Source organism: Streptomyces sp. NBC_01537 (genome assembly GCF_045040445.1).
Lineage (GTDB): Bacteria > Actinomycetota > Actinomycetes > Streptomycetales > Streptomycetaceae > Actinacidiphila.
Genome location: NZ_CP109392.1, coordinates 5,249,184 through 5,266,861, shown reverse-complemented (window position 1 = coordinate 5,266,861; position 17,678 = coordinate 5,249,184). Strand labels below are relative to the sequence as shown.

Genomic DNA, 17,678 nt, shown 5'->3' with positions numbered 1-17,678 from the left:
AGAAACAGCGTTCTCATCGAGGCCTCATAGACCGCTCACAATATGAGCCAGCTGTGCGGTTCCCGGCGCCGGAACAGCCGTCCCCGGCAGCCGCAGGGAAGCCACCGTTCCGCCCCCGTGGGCCGGCAGCAGAGCCACCTGTCCGCCTGCGCGCTGCACGGTGTGCGCGACGATCGACAGCCCCAGACCGCTGCCCGGCAGGGCCCTGGCCTGCGGGGAGCGCCAGAAGCGCTCGAAGACATGCGGGAGGTCCTCGGCCGGGATGCCCTGGCCGTGGTCGCGTACGGTCAGCTCGCCGTCCCGCAGCCGGACCTCGATCGTGCCGTCCGGCGGCGAGAACTTCACCGCGTTGTCCAGCAGATTCACCACGGCCCGCTCCAGCGAGGCCGGGTCGCCCAGGACGTGCCAGGGCTCGATGTCCGTCAGGAAGGTCACCCCCGGGCCGCGCAACTGGGCGCGCTGCAGGGCCCGTTGGACGACGAGGTGCAGGGCCGTCGGCACGGCGGACGCCTGGGCGACCTCCGGGCGGGACAGCTCCAGCAGATCCCCGATGAGGCTGGTCAGCTCCTGCGTCTGCGCCTGCAGACTGCCCAGCAGCGCGTCCCGCTTGTGCGGCGGGATGGGCCGGCCGGTCTGGTTGCTGCGGATGAGCAGGTCCACGTTGGCGCGCAGCGAGGTCAGCGGGGTGCGCAGCTCGTGCCCGGCGTCGGCGATCAGCCGCTGCTGGTGGTCGCGCGAGCTCTCCAGGGCCGCGGTCATGCTGTTGAACGACCGGCCGAGGCGGGCGATCTCGTCCTCCCCCTCCACCGGGATGCGCACCTTCAGGTCCTCGGTACGCGCGATGTGCTCCACGGCGGCGGTGAAGCGGTGCACGGGCGCCAGTGACGCCCGGGCGATGAGCAGGCCCGCGCCCAGCGCCAGCAGGACGCCGCAGCCGCCGACGATGGTGAGCAGCGCCGCGAGCCTGTTGAGCGGCTCCGACACCTCGCTGATCTCGCGGGCGATGGTCATGATGTCGCCACCGCGGGTCTTGACGGTGTAGACGCGGACGGGGGTCCCGTCGTCGCGTACGCCGTTGCGCAGTACGGAGTGGATCTTGCCGGAGGCCACGTCCTTGTCGGCCTGGGTGACGACGATCGCGGTGTCGGCGTAGTCCACGCACCGCTTGTTGCCGCTGTTCGTCAGCAGCTGGCCCGTGATGCGGGACGGCGGACCGCTCGCGTTCGTCTTGGCGGGGGTTTTGTCACACTTCTTCTCCAGCAGCTGGACCCACCCCGGCGATATGTCCACGGTGGTGAGGGAGGAGTCCAGATTGCTGCGGAGCTGTGTGGCCGTGATGTACCAGCAGGCCGCCGCCGCCACCCCGATGGCCATGGCGAAGGCCGCCGCCGTGAGGAGTGCCAGTCGGGAGCGCAGCGGCAGTCTTCGCATCATGTGAGTAATCAGGCGGCGAACCGCCCACCTTCCGGGTTGAGGTCGAGGTCGAGGTCGAGCGTGCTGACGAATTCCTTGAGCCAGGTCCGGAACTCCGGGCCGAGGTCCGGCCGGTCGCACGCCAGCCGCACGACCGTCCGCAGATAGTCCGCCTTGTCGCCGGTGTCATAGCGCCGGCCCCTGAACACCACCCCGCGCACCTCGCCCTTCGCCGCCAGCTCCTCGATCGCGTCCGTGAGCTGGATCTCGCCGCCACGGCCGGGCTCGGTGCGCTCCAGCACGTCGAACACCTGCGGGTCCAGGACATAGCGGCCGATGACGGCGTAGTTGCTCGGCGCCGCGTCCGCGGCCGGCTTCTCGACCAGGCCCGTGACCCGGACGACGCCGTCCTGCTCGCCCGGTGCGACCGCCGCGCAGCCGTAGAGGTGGATCTGCGCCGGGTCGACCTCCATGAGCGCGATCACGCTTCCGCCGTGCCGGGTGCGCACGTCGAGCATGTCCTTGAGCAGCGTCTCCCGCTCATCGATCAGGTCGTCGCCCAGCAGCACGGCGAACGGCTCGTCCCCGACGTGGCTGCGCGCGCACAGCACGGCATGGCCCAGGCCGAGCGGATCGCCCTGCCGGATGTGGTGGATGCGGGCCAGCGCGCTCGCGCTCCGGACCGCGTCGAGGCGGGCGAGGTCGCCCTTCGCCTCCAGCGCGCGTTCCAGCTCCGACGCCTGGTCGAAGTGGTCCTCGATCGCCCGCTTGTGGCGGCCGGTGACCATGAGCACGTCATCCAGCCCGGCGGCGGAGGCCTCCTCCACGACGTACTGGATGGCGGGCTTGTCGACGACCGGCAGCATTTCCTTCGGCGTCGCCTTGGTCGCGGGCAGAAAGCGGGTGCCGAGGCCGGCGGCGGGGACGACGGCTTTCCTGACGGTTTTCGTGGTGTGGGGGGTCATGAGGTCATGTTTCATCAGCGGAATGAGAGAGCGCTGAGATCAGCGTGAGGCGAACCCGAGAACGCCCTTCGGGCGTGTCCTCAAACGCCGGACGGGCTGAAATTCACGCAGCTTCCCGCGCGGAGCGCGCTGCGCTGCGCGAGCGAAGCGCCTCGATCACCGCGGGAGCCACCGACAGCACGACGATGAGCACCAGCACCACATCCACGTGGTCCCGGATGAAGCCGATCTGCCCGAGGAAGTACCCGGCCACCGTCACGCCCGCGCCCCACAGGACGCCGCCCGCGACGTTGAAGACCGTGAAGGAGCGGTGGGCCATGCCGCTGACACCGGCGAGGATCGGGGTGAAGGTGCGCACGATCGGGATGAAGCGGGCGAGGACCAGGGCGCGGGCGCCGTGGCGCTCGAAGAAGTCGTGGGCCTTGGCGACGTACTCCTGCTTGAAGAGGCGGGAGTTCGGCCGACGGAAGAGCGCGGGGCCGGCCTTGCGGCCGAAGAGGTAGCCGACCTCGTTGCCGACGATGGAGGCGGCGGCGATGAGCAGGCAGACGAGCCACAGCGGCTGGTGGATCACCTGGTGCTGGGAGATCAGCAGACCGGCGGTGAAGAGGATGGAGTCGCCGGGCAGGAAGAAGCCGATGAGGAGCCCGGACTCGGCGAAGACGATCAGGAGTACGCCGATGAGCCCGAAGGTCGAGACGAGGTGGTTGGCGTCGAACATGGGTCAGCGCGCCTCGCGGTTCTTGGGCGGACGCAGGACATAGCCGGTGCCGCGTTCGGTGTGGATGAGCCGGGGCAGGCCGCCGGCCTCCGTCTTGCGCCGCAAGTACATCACGTAGACATCGAGGGTGTTGGAGGTCGGCTCGAAATCGAAACCCCAGACCTCGCGGAGGATGGAGGCGCGGCTGAGCACCTGGCGCGGGTGGGCCATGAAGAGCTTGAGGAGCGCGTACTCGGTCTTGGTGAGGTCGAGGCGCTTGCCGTCGCGGGTGACCTCGCGGGTGCGCAGGTCCATCGCGACGTCCTCGAAGGCCAGCTGCTGCTTGGCGGCGGAACCGGCACCGAAGCCGGACCCGGAGACGGTCGGGCGGACGCCGTCGCGCTGCGGCTGCGGCGGGACTACCGGCGCGCTGCGCCGGAGCAGGGCGCGTACGCGGGCCAGCAGCTCGTCGCCGGCGAAGGGCTTGGGGAGGTAGTCGTCGGCGCCGTTGTCGAGGCCGACGATGCGGTCGCCCACGGCGTCGCGGGCGGTGAGCATGAGGATCGGCACGGTGTCGCCCTTGGCCCGGATCCGGCGGGCGGCGGCGAGGCCGTCGAGGACGGGCATCATCACGTCCAGCAGGATCAGATCGGGGTGCTCGGTCTCCAGCTGCTGGAGCGCGTCCTGGCCGTCCTTGGCGGTGTCGACCTCGTAGCCCTCGAATTCCAGGCTTCTGGTCAGCGCCTCACGGACGGCGGGCTCGTCGTCGACGATCAGGATGCGGGCCGGGTTCTCGGTCTGGGTCGACTGCATGCCGTCCACCGTCGCGGCCGGATCTGTGAATTCTCTGAGAGCAGGATGTGGGGAGTCCCAGAATCCCCTGTCGCCCCTGTCACTCATGCCACGGCTTCCAGGTCCGTGTCGAGTACGTAGCCGACCCCCCGCACCGTACGGATGAGCCGGGACAGGCCGCCGGCCTCGGTCTTGCGGCGCAGGTACATCACATAGACGTCGAGGGTGTTGGCGGTGGGCAGCCCGTGGTCGCCCCACAGCGCCTTGAGCAGCCGGTCACGCTCCAGGACCTGCCGGGGACGGGCCATGAAGAGCTCCAGCAGCGCGAACTCGGTGCGGGTGAGGCGCAGGTCGCGGCCGTCGCGGGTGACGTCCCGGCCGACGGTGTCCATGCGCAGGCCGGCGAAGCTGAAGACGGTGTCGTGGACGAGGGCGGACTCGCGCTGGCGGCGGCGCAGCAGGGCGCGGATGCGGGCGACGAGCTCGTCGGTGGCGAAGGGTTTCGCGAGGTAGTCGTCGGCGCCGGTCTCCAGGCCGGTGACGCGGTCGCCGATGGTGTCGCGGGCGGTGAGCATCATCACCGGGACCTCGTCGCCGCGGGCGCGCAGCCGGCGGCAGGCGGTGAGGCCGTCCATGAAGGGGAGAAGGACGTCCAGGATGACGAGGTCGGGGCGGGCGGACTCGACCATCTCCAGGGCCTCCTCGCCGTCGCAGGCGAGCAGGACCTCGTAACCGCGTCTGCTGAGGATCATGTGGAGGGCGTCCCGGATCGCCCGCTCGTCGTCGACCACCAGGATGCGGGGGGCTCCGGAGGCCCCGGGGGTGGTTGTCGGCTCCGTCATCGTCATCGTCATCGCCATGTCCGGTTCTCCTGGACGAGCTCGGTCGGGACCGGGACGCGGAACTGGCCTGTGTCCGACCGGTCCGCCGTCCCGTTGTTCTGCGATTGGTTCTGCGAGTTGTTCTGCGACTGGTGGAGGTGCGCGTACGCGCCTCCGTGGTCCAGCAACTGCTGGTGGGTGCCGACCTCGACGAGACGGCCGTGGTCCAGGACGAGGATCCGGTCGGCGTCGGGGGCGAGGTTCAGATCGTGGGTGATCATGATCGTGGTGCGGCCGGCCATCAGGCGGCGCAGCGGCTTGACGACCCGGCGGGCGGCGAGCGCGTCCAGGCCGGTGGTGGGCTCGTCCAGGACGAGTACGGGCGAGTCGCGGAGCATGGCGCGGGCGATCGCGATGCGCTGCAGCTGGCCGCCGGACAGCTGGGCGGTGTGCTGGTCGATCGGGGTGAGGTAGCCCTGCGGGAGCGCCGCGATGAAGTCGTGGGCCTGGGCGTCGCGGGCGGCGGAGACGATCTCCTCGTCGGTGGCGCCGGGGCGGCCGCAGGCGATGTTCTCGCGGATGGTGTCGTGCAGGATGAGGGTCTTCTGCGGCAGCAGGGTGACGTTCTCCCGCAGGTGGTCCACCGGGTAGTCGCTGAGCGGGATGCCGTCCAGGCGTACGGCGCCGGCCGACGGGTCGTAGAAGCGCAGCAGCAGCTTGGAGATGGTGGACTTGCCCGCGCCGCTCGCGCCGGTGACCAGCACCAGCTCGCCGGGGTGGGCGGAGAAGGAGATGTTGCGCAGGGAGTCCTTCTCGGCGCCGGGGTAGCGGAAGTTGGTGTACTCGAAGTCGACGTGGCCCTGGACCCGGCGGGGTACGGGGACGGGACGCTCGGGGTCGCGTACGGAGGGCTCGGCGTCCAGGATCTCGAGGAGCCGCTCGGCGCCGGCGGTGGCCGCGTTGAGGGTGAGGCCGAGGGTGCCGAGCGAGCGGATCGGCGGGTACAGGTAGCCGAGGAAGGCGGCGAAGGCGAGCAGCTTGCCGATGGTCATCCGGTCCTGGGAGATCTCCCAGGCGCCGAGGCCGATCACGACCAGGACGCAGACGGTCTCGACGACCTCCACCAGCTGGCTGTAGCGCTCGCTGAGCCGGCCGCTGGTGACCGAGGCCTTCATCCAGGCCTTGGCCTCGACCCGCAACCGCTTCTCCTCGGCCCGCTTACGGTTGTAGGCCTGGGTGAGCAGGATGTTGCCGAGCGACTCCTCGACCACCGAGGTGATCGCGCCGTCGGCGACCCGCTCGTCCCGGGAGACGTCCTTGATGCGGCTGGAGAAGAGCTTGGCGGACAGCCAGAACAGCGGGGCGAGGACAAAGGTCGCCAGCGCCAGGTCCCAGCGGATCCAGAGGGCGGCGGCGGAGAAGAAGACCACGCTGAAGACCGCGGAGATGGTGCCGACGACCCCGGAGACCACCATGTGCTCGATGGCCTCGACGTCTCCGGTGAGGCGTTCGACCAGGTCGCCGAGGCGGTGCCGCTGGAAGAAGTCCGGTGGCAGGTCCTGGATGTGGCCGAAGACCCGGGCTCGCAGGCGCATGACGAAGCGCTCGGCCGTCCACACGGCGAGCGAGTTTCCGACGTAGCCGACGATCGCGCCCAGGACCGTGACCGCGAACCACTTGCCCGCCGGGGACCAGAAGGCCGACAGCTTGCCGGCCTGGAGGGCGTTGTCGGTGAGGTCGGAGAAGAGCAGGATGGCGGCGGTCTCTCCGAGGGCGGCGATGACCACGCACACACAGATGACGACCAGCCAGATGCGGTCGCCCTTGGTCAGCGGCCAGAAGCGCTTGAAGGCGTCGCGGACCGGGAGGTTGGGGGTGTACTCCTCCTCCGCCTCCTCGGTCTCCGCCTCGATCGCCGGTCCGCCGTCGTAGATGATCTCGAACTCGCCGGTGTGGCGGTGGCGTCCGTACGGGCGGGCGCGCATCGGCTGCCTGCGGTGCCGGCCGGCGGCGCGGGCGGCGGCCTCGTCCGGGTCAATGACCCGCAGCTGCATGGTCGCCTGGTCTTGATACGCGGACAACGGTCTCTCCCACCTCTTGTGCGTACGGACGGACGGACGGTTCGGGATCGGGGGCACGACCGAGGCGGGCCGCGGCTCTTCCTGCCGCCGGCCCGCCTCCGGATGGACCTCGGTCAGTTGCCGATCGGACGCGGGCGCACCTTCTTGACGACCTTCCTGGCGACCGGCTTCACCGGGGCGGCCTTCTTGTGCACGTGGTGCTTGGGGGCCGGCTTGGCGACGGGGGCGATCTTGTTGAAGGCCATTGTTTTCTCCTATTCGAGTTCCTGCTTCGACGTGGAAAACATTACGCGAAGAAATGCGCCGGACAAGAGAATTCCGGTGAGATGCCTATGAAATGAGTGTGAGGCCGGTTCTCACCCGCACCCTGGAACCGCAGGGCGCCGGACGGGCGTCCCACACAGACCGCCGACAACGCGAAGAGGGCCGGTGATCATGGTCACCGGCCCTCTTTCAGGCTCTGAACTGCAGTGCTGCCAAGCTTACTTGGCCGCCGAGCCGTCCGCGTTGATCGGCCTGGGAGCCGGCGCGGCCTTCTTCTTGGCCTTCGGCTTCGGGGGCGGGGGGAGGAGCTTCTTCTTCGGCTTGGGCAGCGGGGCAGGGGCCTTGAAAGCCATCTCAATTACCTCTTCGTTGTGTGCTGTCGGCGTCCGTTCGACGCCGACAGAGAGGACAGTACAGAGATCAACAGCGGCGATCACCCCTATTTGATTAAGCCACCGTGAGCAGTCCATTAGGTTTCCTCATGCAGGGTTGAGAATCCTCAGAGGGGGCACTCATAGGCCCGTGGTCGGTAGAGAAACGGCAAGCGGGAAGTAAATTATCGATTTCTCACCGGGCCTTCATTGACATCTCACGAGGCGCCCATACCCCGCCATGAGGGTGGCTCTCATGTCCGTCCTGACTCCCCCCGCCCCCAGCGCCGCTGCCACCGCCGCCGTGCGCGCCAGAGAACTGGCCCTCGGCAGCCCCCGCGCACCCCGCTGGGCCCGCCCCGCCCTCTGGGCCGTCCTCGCGCTCGCCGCCGGGCTGGCCCTGTGGAACGTCTCCTCCATAGGCAACGCCAACTCCTTCTACGCCGCCTCCGTCCTCAGCGGCACCCAGAGCTGGAAGGCGCTCTTCTTCGGCTCCCTCGACGCCGGCAACTTCATCACCGTCGACAAGCCGCCGCTGGCCGAGTGGGTGATGGGGCTCTTCTGCCGCGTCTTCGGCTTCGGTACCTGGCAGATGATGCTGCCGGTAGCCGCCGCCGGCACCGCCTCCGTGGCCCTGCTCTACACCATGGTCCGGCGCAGCTTCGGCTATGTGGCCGCCACGATCGCCGCCCTGGTGCTCGCCCTCACCCCGATCACCGTCGCCATCAACCGCGACAACAACCCCGACCCCTTCCTCGTCCTGCTGATGCTGCTCGGCGCCGCCGGCTGCCTGCGGGCGATCCGTACCGGCCGCCTCGCGCCGCTGGTGTGGTGCGGGGTCGCGGTGGGCTTCGCCTTCGACGCCAAGATGCTGCAGGGCTACATGTGCCTGCCCGCCTTCTTCCTCGCGTACGGCTTCGCCGCGAAGACGGGGATCTGGAAGCGGGTGCGCAACCTCGCGGTGGCGGGTGTCGCTCTGGCCGCCTCAACCGGCTGGTTCGTGGTCGTGGCCGACTTCATGGTGTCCAGGGACTCCCGCCCCTACATCGGCGGCTCCACCGACAACACCGTCTGGAACCTGGTCATCGGCTACAACGGCCTCGGCCGGGTCTTCGGCGCCAGCGCCGGGGTCGGCAGCGCGGGCAACGGCGCGTCCTTCGGCGGCGCCGCCGGTGCCGGGCGGCTGTTCAACAGCATCATGGGCGGCCAGATCTCCTGGCTGATCCCCTTCGCCACGATCGCCCTGCTGGCCGGACTGATCCTGCGCGGGCGGCGGCCCCGCCACGACATGCAGCGGGCCTCCTATCTGCTGTGGGGCGGCTGGTTCGGCGTCCACTACGTCATCTTCAGCTTCGCCGAGGGCACCTTCCACCCCTACTACACGACCGCCATGGCCCCCGGCATCGCCGCGCTCACCGGCGCGGGCGGCGTCGCCATGTACCGGGCCTTCCGGCGCGACCTGAAGTGGGTGTGGGTACTGCCCGCCGCGATCGCCGCGAGCGCGGTGTGGGCGTACGTCCTGCTCAGCCGTACGACCAGCTGGAACGCCTGGCTCGGTCCCGTGGTGGCCGTCGTCGCGGCCCTCTCGGTCATCGGGCTGCTCCTCTCCCGCTTCGCCCCCAAGCTCCCCTCCCCGCGCCGGCTGGGCGCGGCGGCCGCAGGCGCCGGGCTCATCGCCCTGCTCGCCGGCCCGGCCGCGTACGCCTTCGACACCGCCACCGGCGGGTCGGTCAACGGCACCAACCCGACGGCCGGGCCCTCCACGGGCGGCGGGATGGGCGGAGGCGGCTTCGGCGGCGGAGGCGGCGGCGGTCGTAACGGTGGCATGGGCGGCCCTGGCGGGCAGCAGCCCGGCGGCCAGCAGGGCGGCCAGCCCAGCGGGCAGACGAGCAGCCAGGCTCCTGGCGGCCAGCAGGGTGGGGCGCCCTCCGGCGGCGGTGCGCCCACGGGCGGCGGGGGCGGCGGCATGGGCGGCGGCGGCATGGGCGGCGCCAGCTCCGAGCTGGCGTCGTATCTGCTGAAGCACCAGGACGGCGCCACCTGGATCCTGGCGGTCTCCAACGACCAGAGCGCCGCGCAGCTCATCCTGCAGACCAAGAAGCCCGTCGCCTCGATGGGCGGCTGGTCCGGCTCGGACAACGCGATGACCCTGGACAAGCTCAAGAAGCTGGTCAAGGCGGGCAAGCTGCACTACGTACAGACCGGCAGCAGCGGCGGCGGCCCCGGCGGTGGCGGCAACTCCGAGGTGACGGCCTGGGTCCAGAAGCACGGCACGGCGCTGAAGATCGACAGCTCCGTCTACCGCCTGGATCCGTCGGACGTGTAGAGCCGGGCCCCGAAGGGGCGCGGGGAACTGCGCGACCAGCCCACCACTACGCGCACAGGAAGGGGCGGCCCGCCACAACGGACCGCCCCTTCAAGCTGCTTCAGCAGAACATCACTTCACGACCGTGATCCGGTCCGCCGCCGGAGGCACAAGCGGGGCCGCCGCCGAGGAGTTCGCGGTCAGGTAGGCCGTGAGAGCGGCGAGGTCGTCGCCGCCGACGAGCTGGTTGGTGCCGTTGGCCAGTTCGGTGAAGCCGTCGCCGCCGCCCGCGAGGAAGGAGTTCATCGCGACGCGGTAGGTGGCGGTGGTGTCGATCGCGACGCCGTTGAGCTTGACGGAGTCCACCACGATCCGGTCCGCACCGGTCTTGGTCAGGTCCAGGGTGTAGGTGAGCCCGCTGGAGATCTGAAGGATCTTCGGCGACGCCAGGTTCGTCCCGCTGACCTGCTGCTGCAGCACCGTGATCAGCTGTGCGCCGGTGAGGTCCTTCAGGTTGACCGTGTTGCTGAAGGGCTGGACCGCGAAGCCCTCCCCGTACGTCACGACGCCGTCGCCCTCGGTCCCGGAGGCCGTGTAGACGAGGTCGGCACGGATGCCGCCGGGGTTCATGACGGCGAGGTCGGCGCCGCTGTCGAGGGTCTTGGCGTACGCGAGCTGCGCGTCGCCGATGACATCGCCCAGCGGTGTTTCGAGGGAGTCGGCGTCGGTGCGGCTGATGTCACCGGAGATGTGACCGACGGTCGTGTTGGCGACCGGGGCGGCCAGCGCCTTCCAGTAGTTCAGCAGCTCGGTGATGTCCGGGGCCTTGTCGACCGTCCGGGTGACGACCTTGTTGGAGGCGTCGACCGAGGTGCGCACGATCTCGCCGGTCTTGCGGTCGTAGACCATGTTCAGCTCGGTGAAGAGCTTGCCGTAGGACGAGGCACTGGTGACCAGGCGCGGGTTGCCGGACGGGTCCGGGATGGTGCAGACGTACGCCTGGTGGGTGTGGCCGGTGACGATCGCGTCGACCTCGGAGTCGATGCCCTTGGCGATGGTGGCGATCGGGTCGGAGATGCCGGAGCCGTTGCCGCCCGCGTCGCAGTCGTAGTTGTACGCGGTCGAGGTCGGGGTGCCGCCCTCGTGGATGAGGGCGACGACGGCGTCGACGCCCTCCTTCTTCTTGAGGATCTTGGTGTACTTGTTGACCGTCTCGACCTCGTCGGCGAACTTCAGGCCCTTGACGCCCTCGGCGGTCACGACGTTCGGGGTGCCCTCCAGGGTCACGCCGATGAAGCCGACCTTGACGCCGTTGACCTTCTTGATGGTGTACGGCTTGAGGATCGTCTTGCCGTTCTTCTCCCAGGTCACGTTGGCCGCGAGGATGGGGAAGTCGGCTCCTGCGTACGTGCGGTCGTCCGCGTAGCAGCCGTCGGTGGGGTGGCAGCCGCCCTTCTGCAGGCGGATCAGTTCCTTGGCGCCCTCGTCGAACTCGTGGTTGCCGACGCCGGTCACGTCCAGGCCCATCGCGTTCATGGCCTCGATGGTCGGCTCGTCGTGGAACAGCCCCGACAGCAGCGGGCTCGCGCCGACGATGTCGCCGGCCGCGACGGTGAAGGAGTACGGGTGGTTCGCGCGCGCCGTGCGCAGCGCGGTCGCCAGGTACTCGGCGCCGCCCGCGTCGATCGTCTTCGTCGTGCCGTCCGCCTGCAGCTCGGTGACGCGGCCGCTGGACCCGGACGGGGCCTCCAGGTTGCCGTGGAAGTCGTTCAGCGCCAGCAACTGGAGGTCCACGAAGCGCTTCTTGGCCTTGTCGACCTTCTTGGCGAGTGCGGCCCGCTCGACGTCGCGGGTCGTCTGCCCGCCGTCGGTGCCGGCACCTGCCTGCGCCGTCGACACGAACGCGAGCGCGCCGGCGGCCGCGAGGGCCGCGGCGGCCACGGTGATTCTGCGCGTCTTGCGCATGAGCCCCCCAGAGGTAAGGAGAAGGTAAAGAGGCGAGATTGGCGCAGCCTATGGTCAACGCGCGTAGTTGTCATGGCCTTTGCGGTTACAAGCAGGTTTCAATACCTTGGCCGCGAAATGGCCGTCTCACATACCGAAATAAATAGTCTCACCATGCGATCGCGCGGCATAGTTGGCCCCACCACCGACCGAGGAGGTGCACGCCATGCCACGCCGCTGGCTGATGCTCGCCCTGGGCACCGCGGCACAGACCGCCGCCTGTGCCTTCGTCTACGGAATCCCTTATCTGGCCGCCGGGTTGAGGACCACTCAGCACCTCACCCTCACCCAGGTCGGTGTCCTCGTCGCCTGCCCGGCGCTCGGCCTCGTGCTCGCCCTGGTCGCCTGGGGCGCGGCCGCGGACCGCTACGGCGAGCGTGTCGTCATCGCCATCGGCCTGGGTCTGGCAGCGCTGCTGCTGGCTGTCGCGTACATGGCTCACGGCATGGTCCTCCTCGGTGTCCTCCTCGCCCTCGCCGGCGCTGCCGGCGCCTCGGTCTACTCCGCGAGCGGCCGCCTGGTCATGGGCTGGTTCACCGCCGCCGACCGCGGCCTCGCGATGGGCATCCGCCAGACCTCCACCCCGCTGGGCATGGCCGTGGCCGCCCTGACCATGCCGGCGCTGGGCGTCCACGCCGGGCTGGCCTTCCTGGCCGGCCTGTGCGGTGTGATCGCCCTGCTCATCGCCCTGTACGCGGCCGATCCGCCGCGCGCCGCCGCCGCCAACGAGGCATCCGGTGCCCCAGCCAACCCCTACCGGGGGTCGGCCTTCCTGTGGCGCATCCACTCCGCCGGCGCGCTGCTGGTCGTCCCCCAGTTCACCGCCGGTGCCTTCGCCCTCGTCCTTCTCGTCGACGTCCGCGGCTGGTCCCCCGTCCATGCCGGCCAGCTGCTCGCCTTCGCCCAGGCCCTCGGCGCCCTCTCCCGCATCGCCGCCGGCCGCTGGTCCGACCGCGTCGGCTCCCGGCTGCGCCCCATGCGCCACCTCGCCGTCGCCACCGCCGCCGTCGTCACCGCCTGCGCCCTCACCGCCGCCTTCCCCTCCCCCCTCACCGACCTCGCCCTCGTCGTCGCCGTGGCCATAACCTCCAGCACGAACGGGCTCTCCTTCACCGCCACCGCCGAGCGGGCCGGTCCCGCCTGGTCCGGCCGCGCCCTCGGCATCCACAACACGGGGCAGAACCTGACGGCGGCCGTCGTCCCGCCGCTCGTGGGCGCGGTCATCTCGACCGCCGGTTACTGGCCGGCCTTCGCCGCCGCGGCAGGCATCGCGTGTGCGGCGGCGGCGCTCGTCCCCTCTTGACGGGTCCGCCTTAGGAGGGCGCGCGCATGGGTGGGGCGGCGTCGCGGGGCGATGGGCGGCGCCTGGCGGCGTTGTCGTCGGTCAACGACTCCCCCAAGCTCTCGGCTCCGCTCGAGCAGGGGGTACCCCCATCGCGTCGCTTCCCTCCTCCGCCTTGCCATGCTTGCCCCTCACCCCGCTCCTTCACCCGCCCCACCCATGCGCGCGCCCTCTAAGCTCTGCCCATGACGGACGACCCCTCGCACACCGCCGCCGCTGCCGACCCGCAAACGCACCCCCACCCGCGCCGGATCGACGTACTGGACGAGCCGACGCCCGCACAGGCGCAAGCCGTGCTCGCCCTCATCGAGGAGGCCGCCGCCGTGGACGGCCAGGCGGCGGTGTCGGAGCAGGGACGCCTGAATCTGCGTGGCGGGGCCCGGGCGGGCGTACGCCATCTGCTGGTGCACGGTGAGGACGAGACCCTGGTCGGCTATGCGCAGCTGGAGGACACCGACCCCGTGGAGGCTCCGGCCGCCGAGCTGGTGGTCCACCCGGCGCACCGGGTGAAGGGCCACGGCCGGGCGCTGGGCCACGCGCTGCTGGAGGCGTCGGACCGCCGGCTGCGCGTGTGGGCACACGGGGGCCACCCGGCCGCCCGTCACCTCGCCGGGCTGCTGGGGCTCGCGCTGTTCCGGGAGCTGCGCCAGATGCGGCGTCCCCTCGAAAAGGGCGACCCCCTCCCCGAGCCGGTGCTGCCGGAGGGGATCGCGGTCCGCACCTTCGTCCCCGGCCAGGACGACGCCGCCTGGCTCGCGGTGAACGCGGCCGCGTTCGCGCACCACCCGGAGCAGGGCAACCTGACCCAGCGGGACCTGGACGACCGCAAGGCGGAGCCGTGGTTCGACCCGGCCGGGTTCTTCCTGGCCTTCCGCGGCGGCAAGCTCGCCGGCTTCCACTGGACGAAGGTGCATGCCGCCGAGCGGCTCGGCGAGGTCTACGTCCTGGGCATCGACCCCGGTGAACAGGGCAGCGGCCTGGGCAAGGCCCTCACGGCGACCGGCCTGCGCCACCTCGCGTACGACCGCGGGCTGCCCACCGCCATGCTCTACGTGGACGCCGACAACATCCCGGCCGTCACCGTCTACGAACGGCTCGGTTTCCGTACACACGAGGTCGACCTCATGTACCGCACGGAGACATGACAACGAGGTAGCGGGGTGGGCAGGGGCGGTCCGGCCCCTGCCCACAACCCCCTGGGCCCCTGACCGCCACCTGCTCGTTACCGGCGATTCAACGTGGCTTGCGAGCATCTGTGAATGCAGCCCGACATCCGCACGACCCTCCAGTGGCCCGACCTGCCCGAACGGCAGCGGACACGGGAGAATGGAAGACGGAATGCCGTGCCGTATCCGGAGAAGGGCTCGCACCCATGGCCTCGATGAATCACCCCGAAGCAGCCAGCACGTCCGGGGGCTCCGTGGCCGCCTACCGTCCACGCGTGGTACCGGACCTGCCGCCGGAGATCACCGGCCCGGCCGAGGAGGACGCGGCCGAGCTGCCCCAGGGCCGTTTCCTGGACCGTGAGCAGAGCTGGCTGGCGTTCAACGAGCGCGTCCTGGAGCTGGCCGAGGACCCGACCACCCCGCTCCTCGAACGGGCCAACTTCCTCGCGATCTTCGCGAGCAATCTGGACGAGTTCTTCATGGTCCGCGTCGCGGGCCTGAAGCGCCGCATCGCGACCGGGGTGGCCACCCGCTCGGCCTCCGGTCAGCAGCCGCGCGAGGTGCTGTCCAACATCCTGAGCCGCTCCCGCGAGCTCATGGCCCGCCATGCCGCCTGCTTCCAGAACGACGTGGCCCCCCAGCTGGCCGAAGAGGGCATCCACATCATCCGGTGGGCCGAGCTCACCGAAAAGGAGCAGGCCCGCCTGTTCACCCTCTTCCGGCACCAGATCTTCCCGGTCCTGACCCCGCTGGCGGTGGACCCGGCGCACCCCTTCCCGTACATCTCGGGCCTGTCGCTGAACCTGGCGGTGACCGTACGCAACCCGGTCTCCGGCCATGATCACTTCGCCCGTGTGAAGGTCCCGCCGATCCTCTCCCGCTTCCTGGAGGCCAGCCCGCAGCGGTACGTCCCCTTGGAGGACGTCATAGCCGCGCACCTGGAGGAGCTGTTCCCGGGCATGGAGGTCATGGACTTCCACATGTTCCGGGTCACCCGCAACGAGGACCTGGAAGTGGAGGAGGACGACGCCGAGAACCTGCTCCAGGCCCTGGAGAAGGAGCTGCTGCGCCGCCGCTTCGGCCCGCCCGTACGGCTGGAGGTCGAGGAGTCGATCTCGCCGAAGGCCCTGGACACCCTGGTCCACGAGCTGAAGATCGAGGACGCCGAGGTCTACCCGCTGCCCGGCCCGCTGGACCTCACCGGGCTGTTCGCGGTGGGCTCGCAGGACCGGCCGGAGCTGAAGTACCAGAAGTTCGTGGCGGGCACCCACCGCGATCTGGCGGAGGTGGAGTCCTCGCACGCGGCGGACGTCTTCGCGGCGATGCGCGAGCGCGACATCCTGCTGCACCACCCGTACGACAGCTTCTCCACCTCCGTGCAGGCCTTCCTGGAGCAGGCCGCCGCCGACCCCAACGTCCTGGCGATCAAGCAGACCCTGTACCGCACCTCGGGCGACTCGCCGATCGTCGACGCCCTCGTGGACGCCGCCGAGTCCGGCAAGCAGGTGCTGGTCCTGGTGGAGATCAAGGCCCGCTTCGACGAGCAGGCCAACATCAAGTGGGCCCGCAAGCTGGAGGAGGCCGGCTGCCATGTCGTCTACGGCCTGGTCGGCCTGAAGACGCACTGCAAGCTGTCGCTGGTGGTCCGCCAGGAGGGCGACACCCTGCGCCGCTACAGCCATGTCGGCACCGGCAACTACCACCCCAAGACCGCCCGCCTCTACGAGGACCTGGGCCTGCTCACCGCCGACCCGCAGGTCGGCGCGGACCTGTCGCACCTGTTCAACCGGCTGTCGGGCTACTCGCGCCGGGAGTCGTACAACCGGCTGCTGGTCGCCCCGCGCAATCTCCGGGACGGGCTGATCGCCCGGATCATGAAGGAGATCGAGCACCACCGGGCCGGCCGGACCGCGTACGTCCGGATCAAGGTCAACTCGATCGTCGACGAGGCGCTCATCGACGCGCTGTACCGGGCCTCGCAGGCCGGGGTGGCCGTCGACATCTGGGTGCGCGGCATCTGCGCGGTGCGCCCGGGTGTGGTCGGCCTGTCGGAGAACGTCCGGGTGCGCAGTGTGCTGGGCCGGTTCCTGGAGCACTCGCGGATCTTCGTCTTCGGCAACGGAGGCGAGCCGGAGGTCTGGTTCGGCAGCGCCGACATGATGCACCGCAACCTGGACCGCCGTATCGAGGCGATGGTCCGGGTCGCCGACCCCGCTCACCGTACGACCCTCAACCGGCTGCTGGAGATCGGGACTTCGGATACCACCTCGTCCTGGCACCTCGGCCCGGACGGAAACTGGACGCGGCACAGCACCGACGCCGACGGACGTCCGCTGCAAAACGTCCAGGAGATGCTCATCGACGCCCGGAGGCGCCGGCGTGGCCCAGCGACACCGTGACACTGCGTTCGCCCAGGCAACGGACCTGCGTGCCGAGCCGCCGGTAACCGGCGGCGACGGCACGGCCGGGGACGTGCTGGCCGGCTATCTGCGCGGGCAGGCGACCACCTTCCTGCGCGCCCTCACCCAGGGCGAGAGCGACGGGGGCAACGGGGGCGCGGCCGGCACCGCTGACGCGGCCCACCAGCTGCGCCGGTCCGCCCGCCGGATCGGCTCCGCCCTGCACACGTACGGCCCGCTCACCGACACCGCGTGGTCGGAGCCGCTGCGGGCCGAGCTGGGCTGGCTGGCCTCCTCGCTGGCCCGCGAGTACCAGCACTCGGCGCGGCTGGCCCGCCTGCTGTCGGCCCTGCACCGGCTCTCCTCCGCCGAGGTGGAGGACGAGCCGGCCCTGGTACCCGCCCAGCAGAGCCCGCCCGCGCCGGGCGGCGGCCCGCTCGCCGTGGGCGGCGCCCGCGCCGGGGCGCTGCTGGAGCGCCAGCTGACCCTGGCCCGTACCCGGGCGCACTCCGCCGCCCTGCAGGCGATGGGCTCCTCCCGCTTCCACGCGGTCGCCGACGCCGTCGCGGTGCTGGCCTCCGAGGTGTCCCTGACGGCCGCCGCCGAAGCCCCGGCGGACAAGACGCTGCCCGCACTGACCGAGCGCGCCCACACCCGGCTCGCCGAGGCGGCCGGGGCACTGCCGCTGGCCCGGGCCGGCCAGCCGTACAACGGCGACACCCTGCGGGCCGCGCTCGCCGCCGACCTGCCCGCCGAGCGGCAGGACGCCCCCTGGCACCGGGTACGGATCCTGCTGCGGCTGAGCCGTTACGCCCGCGAGGTGTTCCCGTACGACGACGGGGAACCCGAAACCCGTCCGGCCGCCCTCGCCCGCGTACTGGAGCAGCACCGCGAGGCCGCCGAGGCCGCCGAGGCGGTGACCGCCGCCGCCCGCACCCCGCGGATCGCCCCGGCCACCGCCTACGCGCTCGGCGTGCTCCACGCGGACCAGCGGCAGGAGGTCGAGCAGGCCCGTTTCGCCTTCGTCCGTCTGTGGATGCGCGCGTAGCACCTAT

Annotated in this window: 14 protein-coding genes; 5 read left to right on the top strand and 9 right to left on the bottom strand. The window is 70.7% G+C overall.

Features of this window, described 5'->3' with window-relative positions; genetic code table 11:
* Positions 1–24: 24 nt before the first annotated feature.
* From OG607_RS24285 to OG607_RS24250, 8 genes are all read right to left on the bottom strand, one after another.
* The gene (locus tag OG607_RS24285; protein ID WP_405727180.1) at positions 25–1,434 is read right to left on the bottom strand and encodes a sensor histidine kinase; all 1,410 of its coding nucleotides are present in this window, start codon (positions 1,432–1,434) and stop codon (positions 25–27) included.
* An 8-nt stretch (positions 1,435–1,442) separates the two neighbouring features.
* The gene (galU, locus tag OG607_RS24280; RefSeq protein WP_405727177.1) at positions 1,443–2,378 is read right to left on the bottom strand and encodes a UTP--glucose-1-phosphate uridylyltransferase GalU; all 936 of its coding nucleotides are present in this window, start codon (positions 2,376–2,378) and stop codon (positions 1,443–1,445) included.
* 103 nt (positions 2,379–2,481) lie between these two features.
* Entirely contained in the window at positions 2,482–3,099 is a 618-nt protein-coding gene (locus OG607_RS24275) for a DedA family protein (RefSeq protein WP_405727175.1), read from the bottom strand.
* Between the two features lie 3 nt (positions 3,100–3,102).
* Positions 3,103–3,891, bottom strand: a complete 789-nt coding sequence (locus OG607_RS24270; RefSeq protein ID WP_405727172.1) for a response regulator transcription factor — start codon at positions 3,889–3,891, stop codon at positions 3,103–3,105.
* Positions 3,892–3,974: 83 nt separating this feature from the next.
* Positions 3,975–4,724 (bottom strand): response regulator transcription factor, encoded by a 750-nt coding sequence (locus tag OG607_RS24265; protein WP_405737001.1) that lies wholly within the window; start codon positions 4,722–4,724, stop codon positions 3,975–3,977.
* A complete protein-coding gene (locus OG607_RS24260) occupies positions 4,721–6,604 on the bottom strand; it encodes an ABC transporter ATP-binding protein (protein ID WP_405736998.1) in 1,884 nt (627 codons plus the stop codon). The genes OG607_RS24265 and OG607_RS24260 overlap by 4 nt, the downstream gene beginning before the upstream one ends.
* 281 nt (positions 6,605–6,885) lie before the next feature.
* A complete protein-coding gene (locus tag OG607_RS24255; RefSeq protein WP_405727169.1) occupies positions 6,886–7,017 on the bottom strand; it encodes a hypothetical protein in 132 nt (43 codons plus the stop codon).
* Positions 7,018–7,254: 237 nt separating this feature from the next.
* On the bottom strand, positions 7,255–7,389 hold the full coding sequence (locus tag OG607_RS24250; RefSeq protein ID WP_405727166.1) for a hypothetical protein: 135 nt from the start codon (positions 7,387–7,389) through the stop codon (positions 7,255–7,257).
* Between the two features lie 274 nt (positions 7,390–7,663).
* Here OG607_RS24250 and OG607_RS24245 point away from each other — a divergent pair, with 274 nt between their 5' ends.
* On the top strand, positions 7,664–9,733 hold the full coding sequence (locus OG607_RS24245) for a glycosyltransferase family 39 protein (protein ID WP_405727163.1): 2,070 nt from the start codon (positions 7,664–7,666) through the stop codon (positions 9,731–9,733).
* Between the two features lie 111 nt (positions 9,734–9,844).
* On the opposite strand, the gene OG607_RS24240 is transcribed toward OG607_RS24245, so the two are convergent.
* Positions 9,845–11,677, bottom strand: coding sequence for a bifunctional metallophosphatase/5'-nucleotidase (locus tag OG607_RS24240; RefSeq protein ID WP_405727160.1), 1,833 nt, complete (start codon positions 11,675–11,677; stop codon positions 9,845–9,847).
* Between the two features lie 205 nt (positions 11,678–11,882).
* Here OG607_RS24240 and OG607_RS24235 point away from each other — a divergent pair, with 205 nt between their 5' ends.
* The 4 genes from OG607_RS24235 (at position 11,883) to OG607_RS24220 (ending at position 17,671) form a co-directional block, all read left to right on the top strand.
* Complete coding sequence (locus tag OG607_RS24235) at positions 11,883–13,019, top strand: MFS transporter (RefSeq protein ID WP_405727157.1); 1,137 nt, start codon at positions 11,883–11,885, stop codon at positions 13,017–13,019.
* 224 nt (positions 13,020–13,243) lie between these two features.
* Positions 13,244–14,203, top strand: a complete 960-nt coding sequence (mshD, locus tag OG607_RS24230; RefSeq protein ID WP_405727154.1) for a mycothiol synthase — start codon at positions 13,244–13,246, stop codon at positions 14,201–14,203.
* 227 nt (positions 14,204–14,430) lie between these two features.
* Entirely contained in the window at positions 14,431–16,623 is a 2,193-nt protein-coding gene (locus tag OG607_RS24225; protein WP_405727151.1) for an RNA degradosome polyphosphate kinase, read from the top strand.
* Positions 16,604–17,671: a CHAD domain-containing protein gene (locus tag OG607_RS24220; RefSeq protein ID WP_405727148.1), complete on the top strand. Its 1,068-nt coding sequence runs from the start codon at positions 16,604–16,606 to the stop codon at positions 17,669–17,671. Before OG607_RS24225 ends, OG607_RS24220 begins: the two co-directional genes overlap by 20 nt.
* Positions 17,672–17,678: the final 7 nt, after the last annotated feature.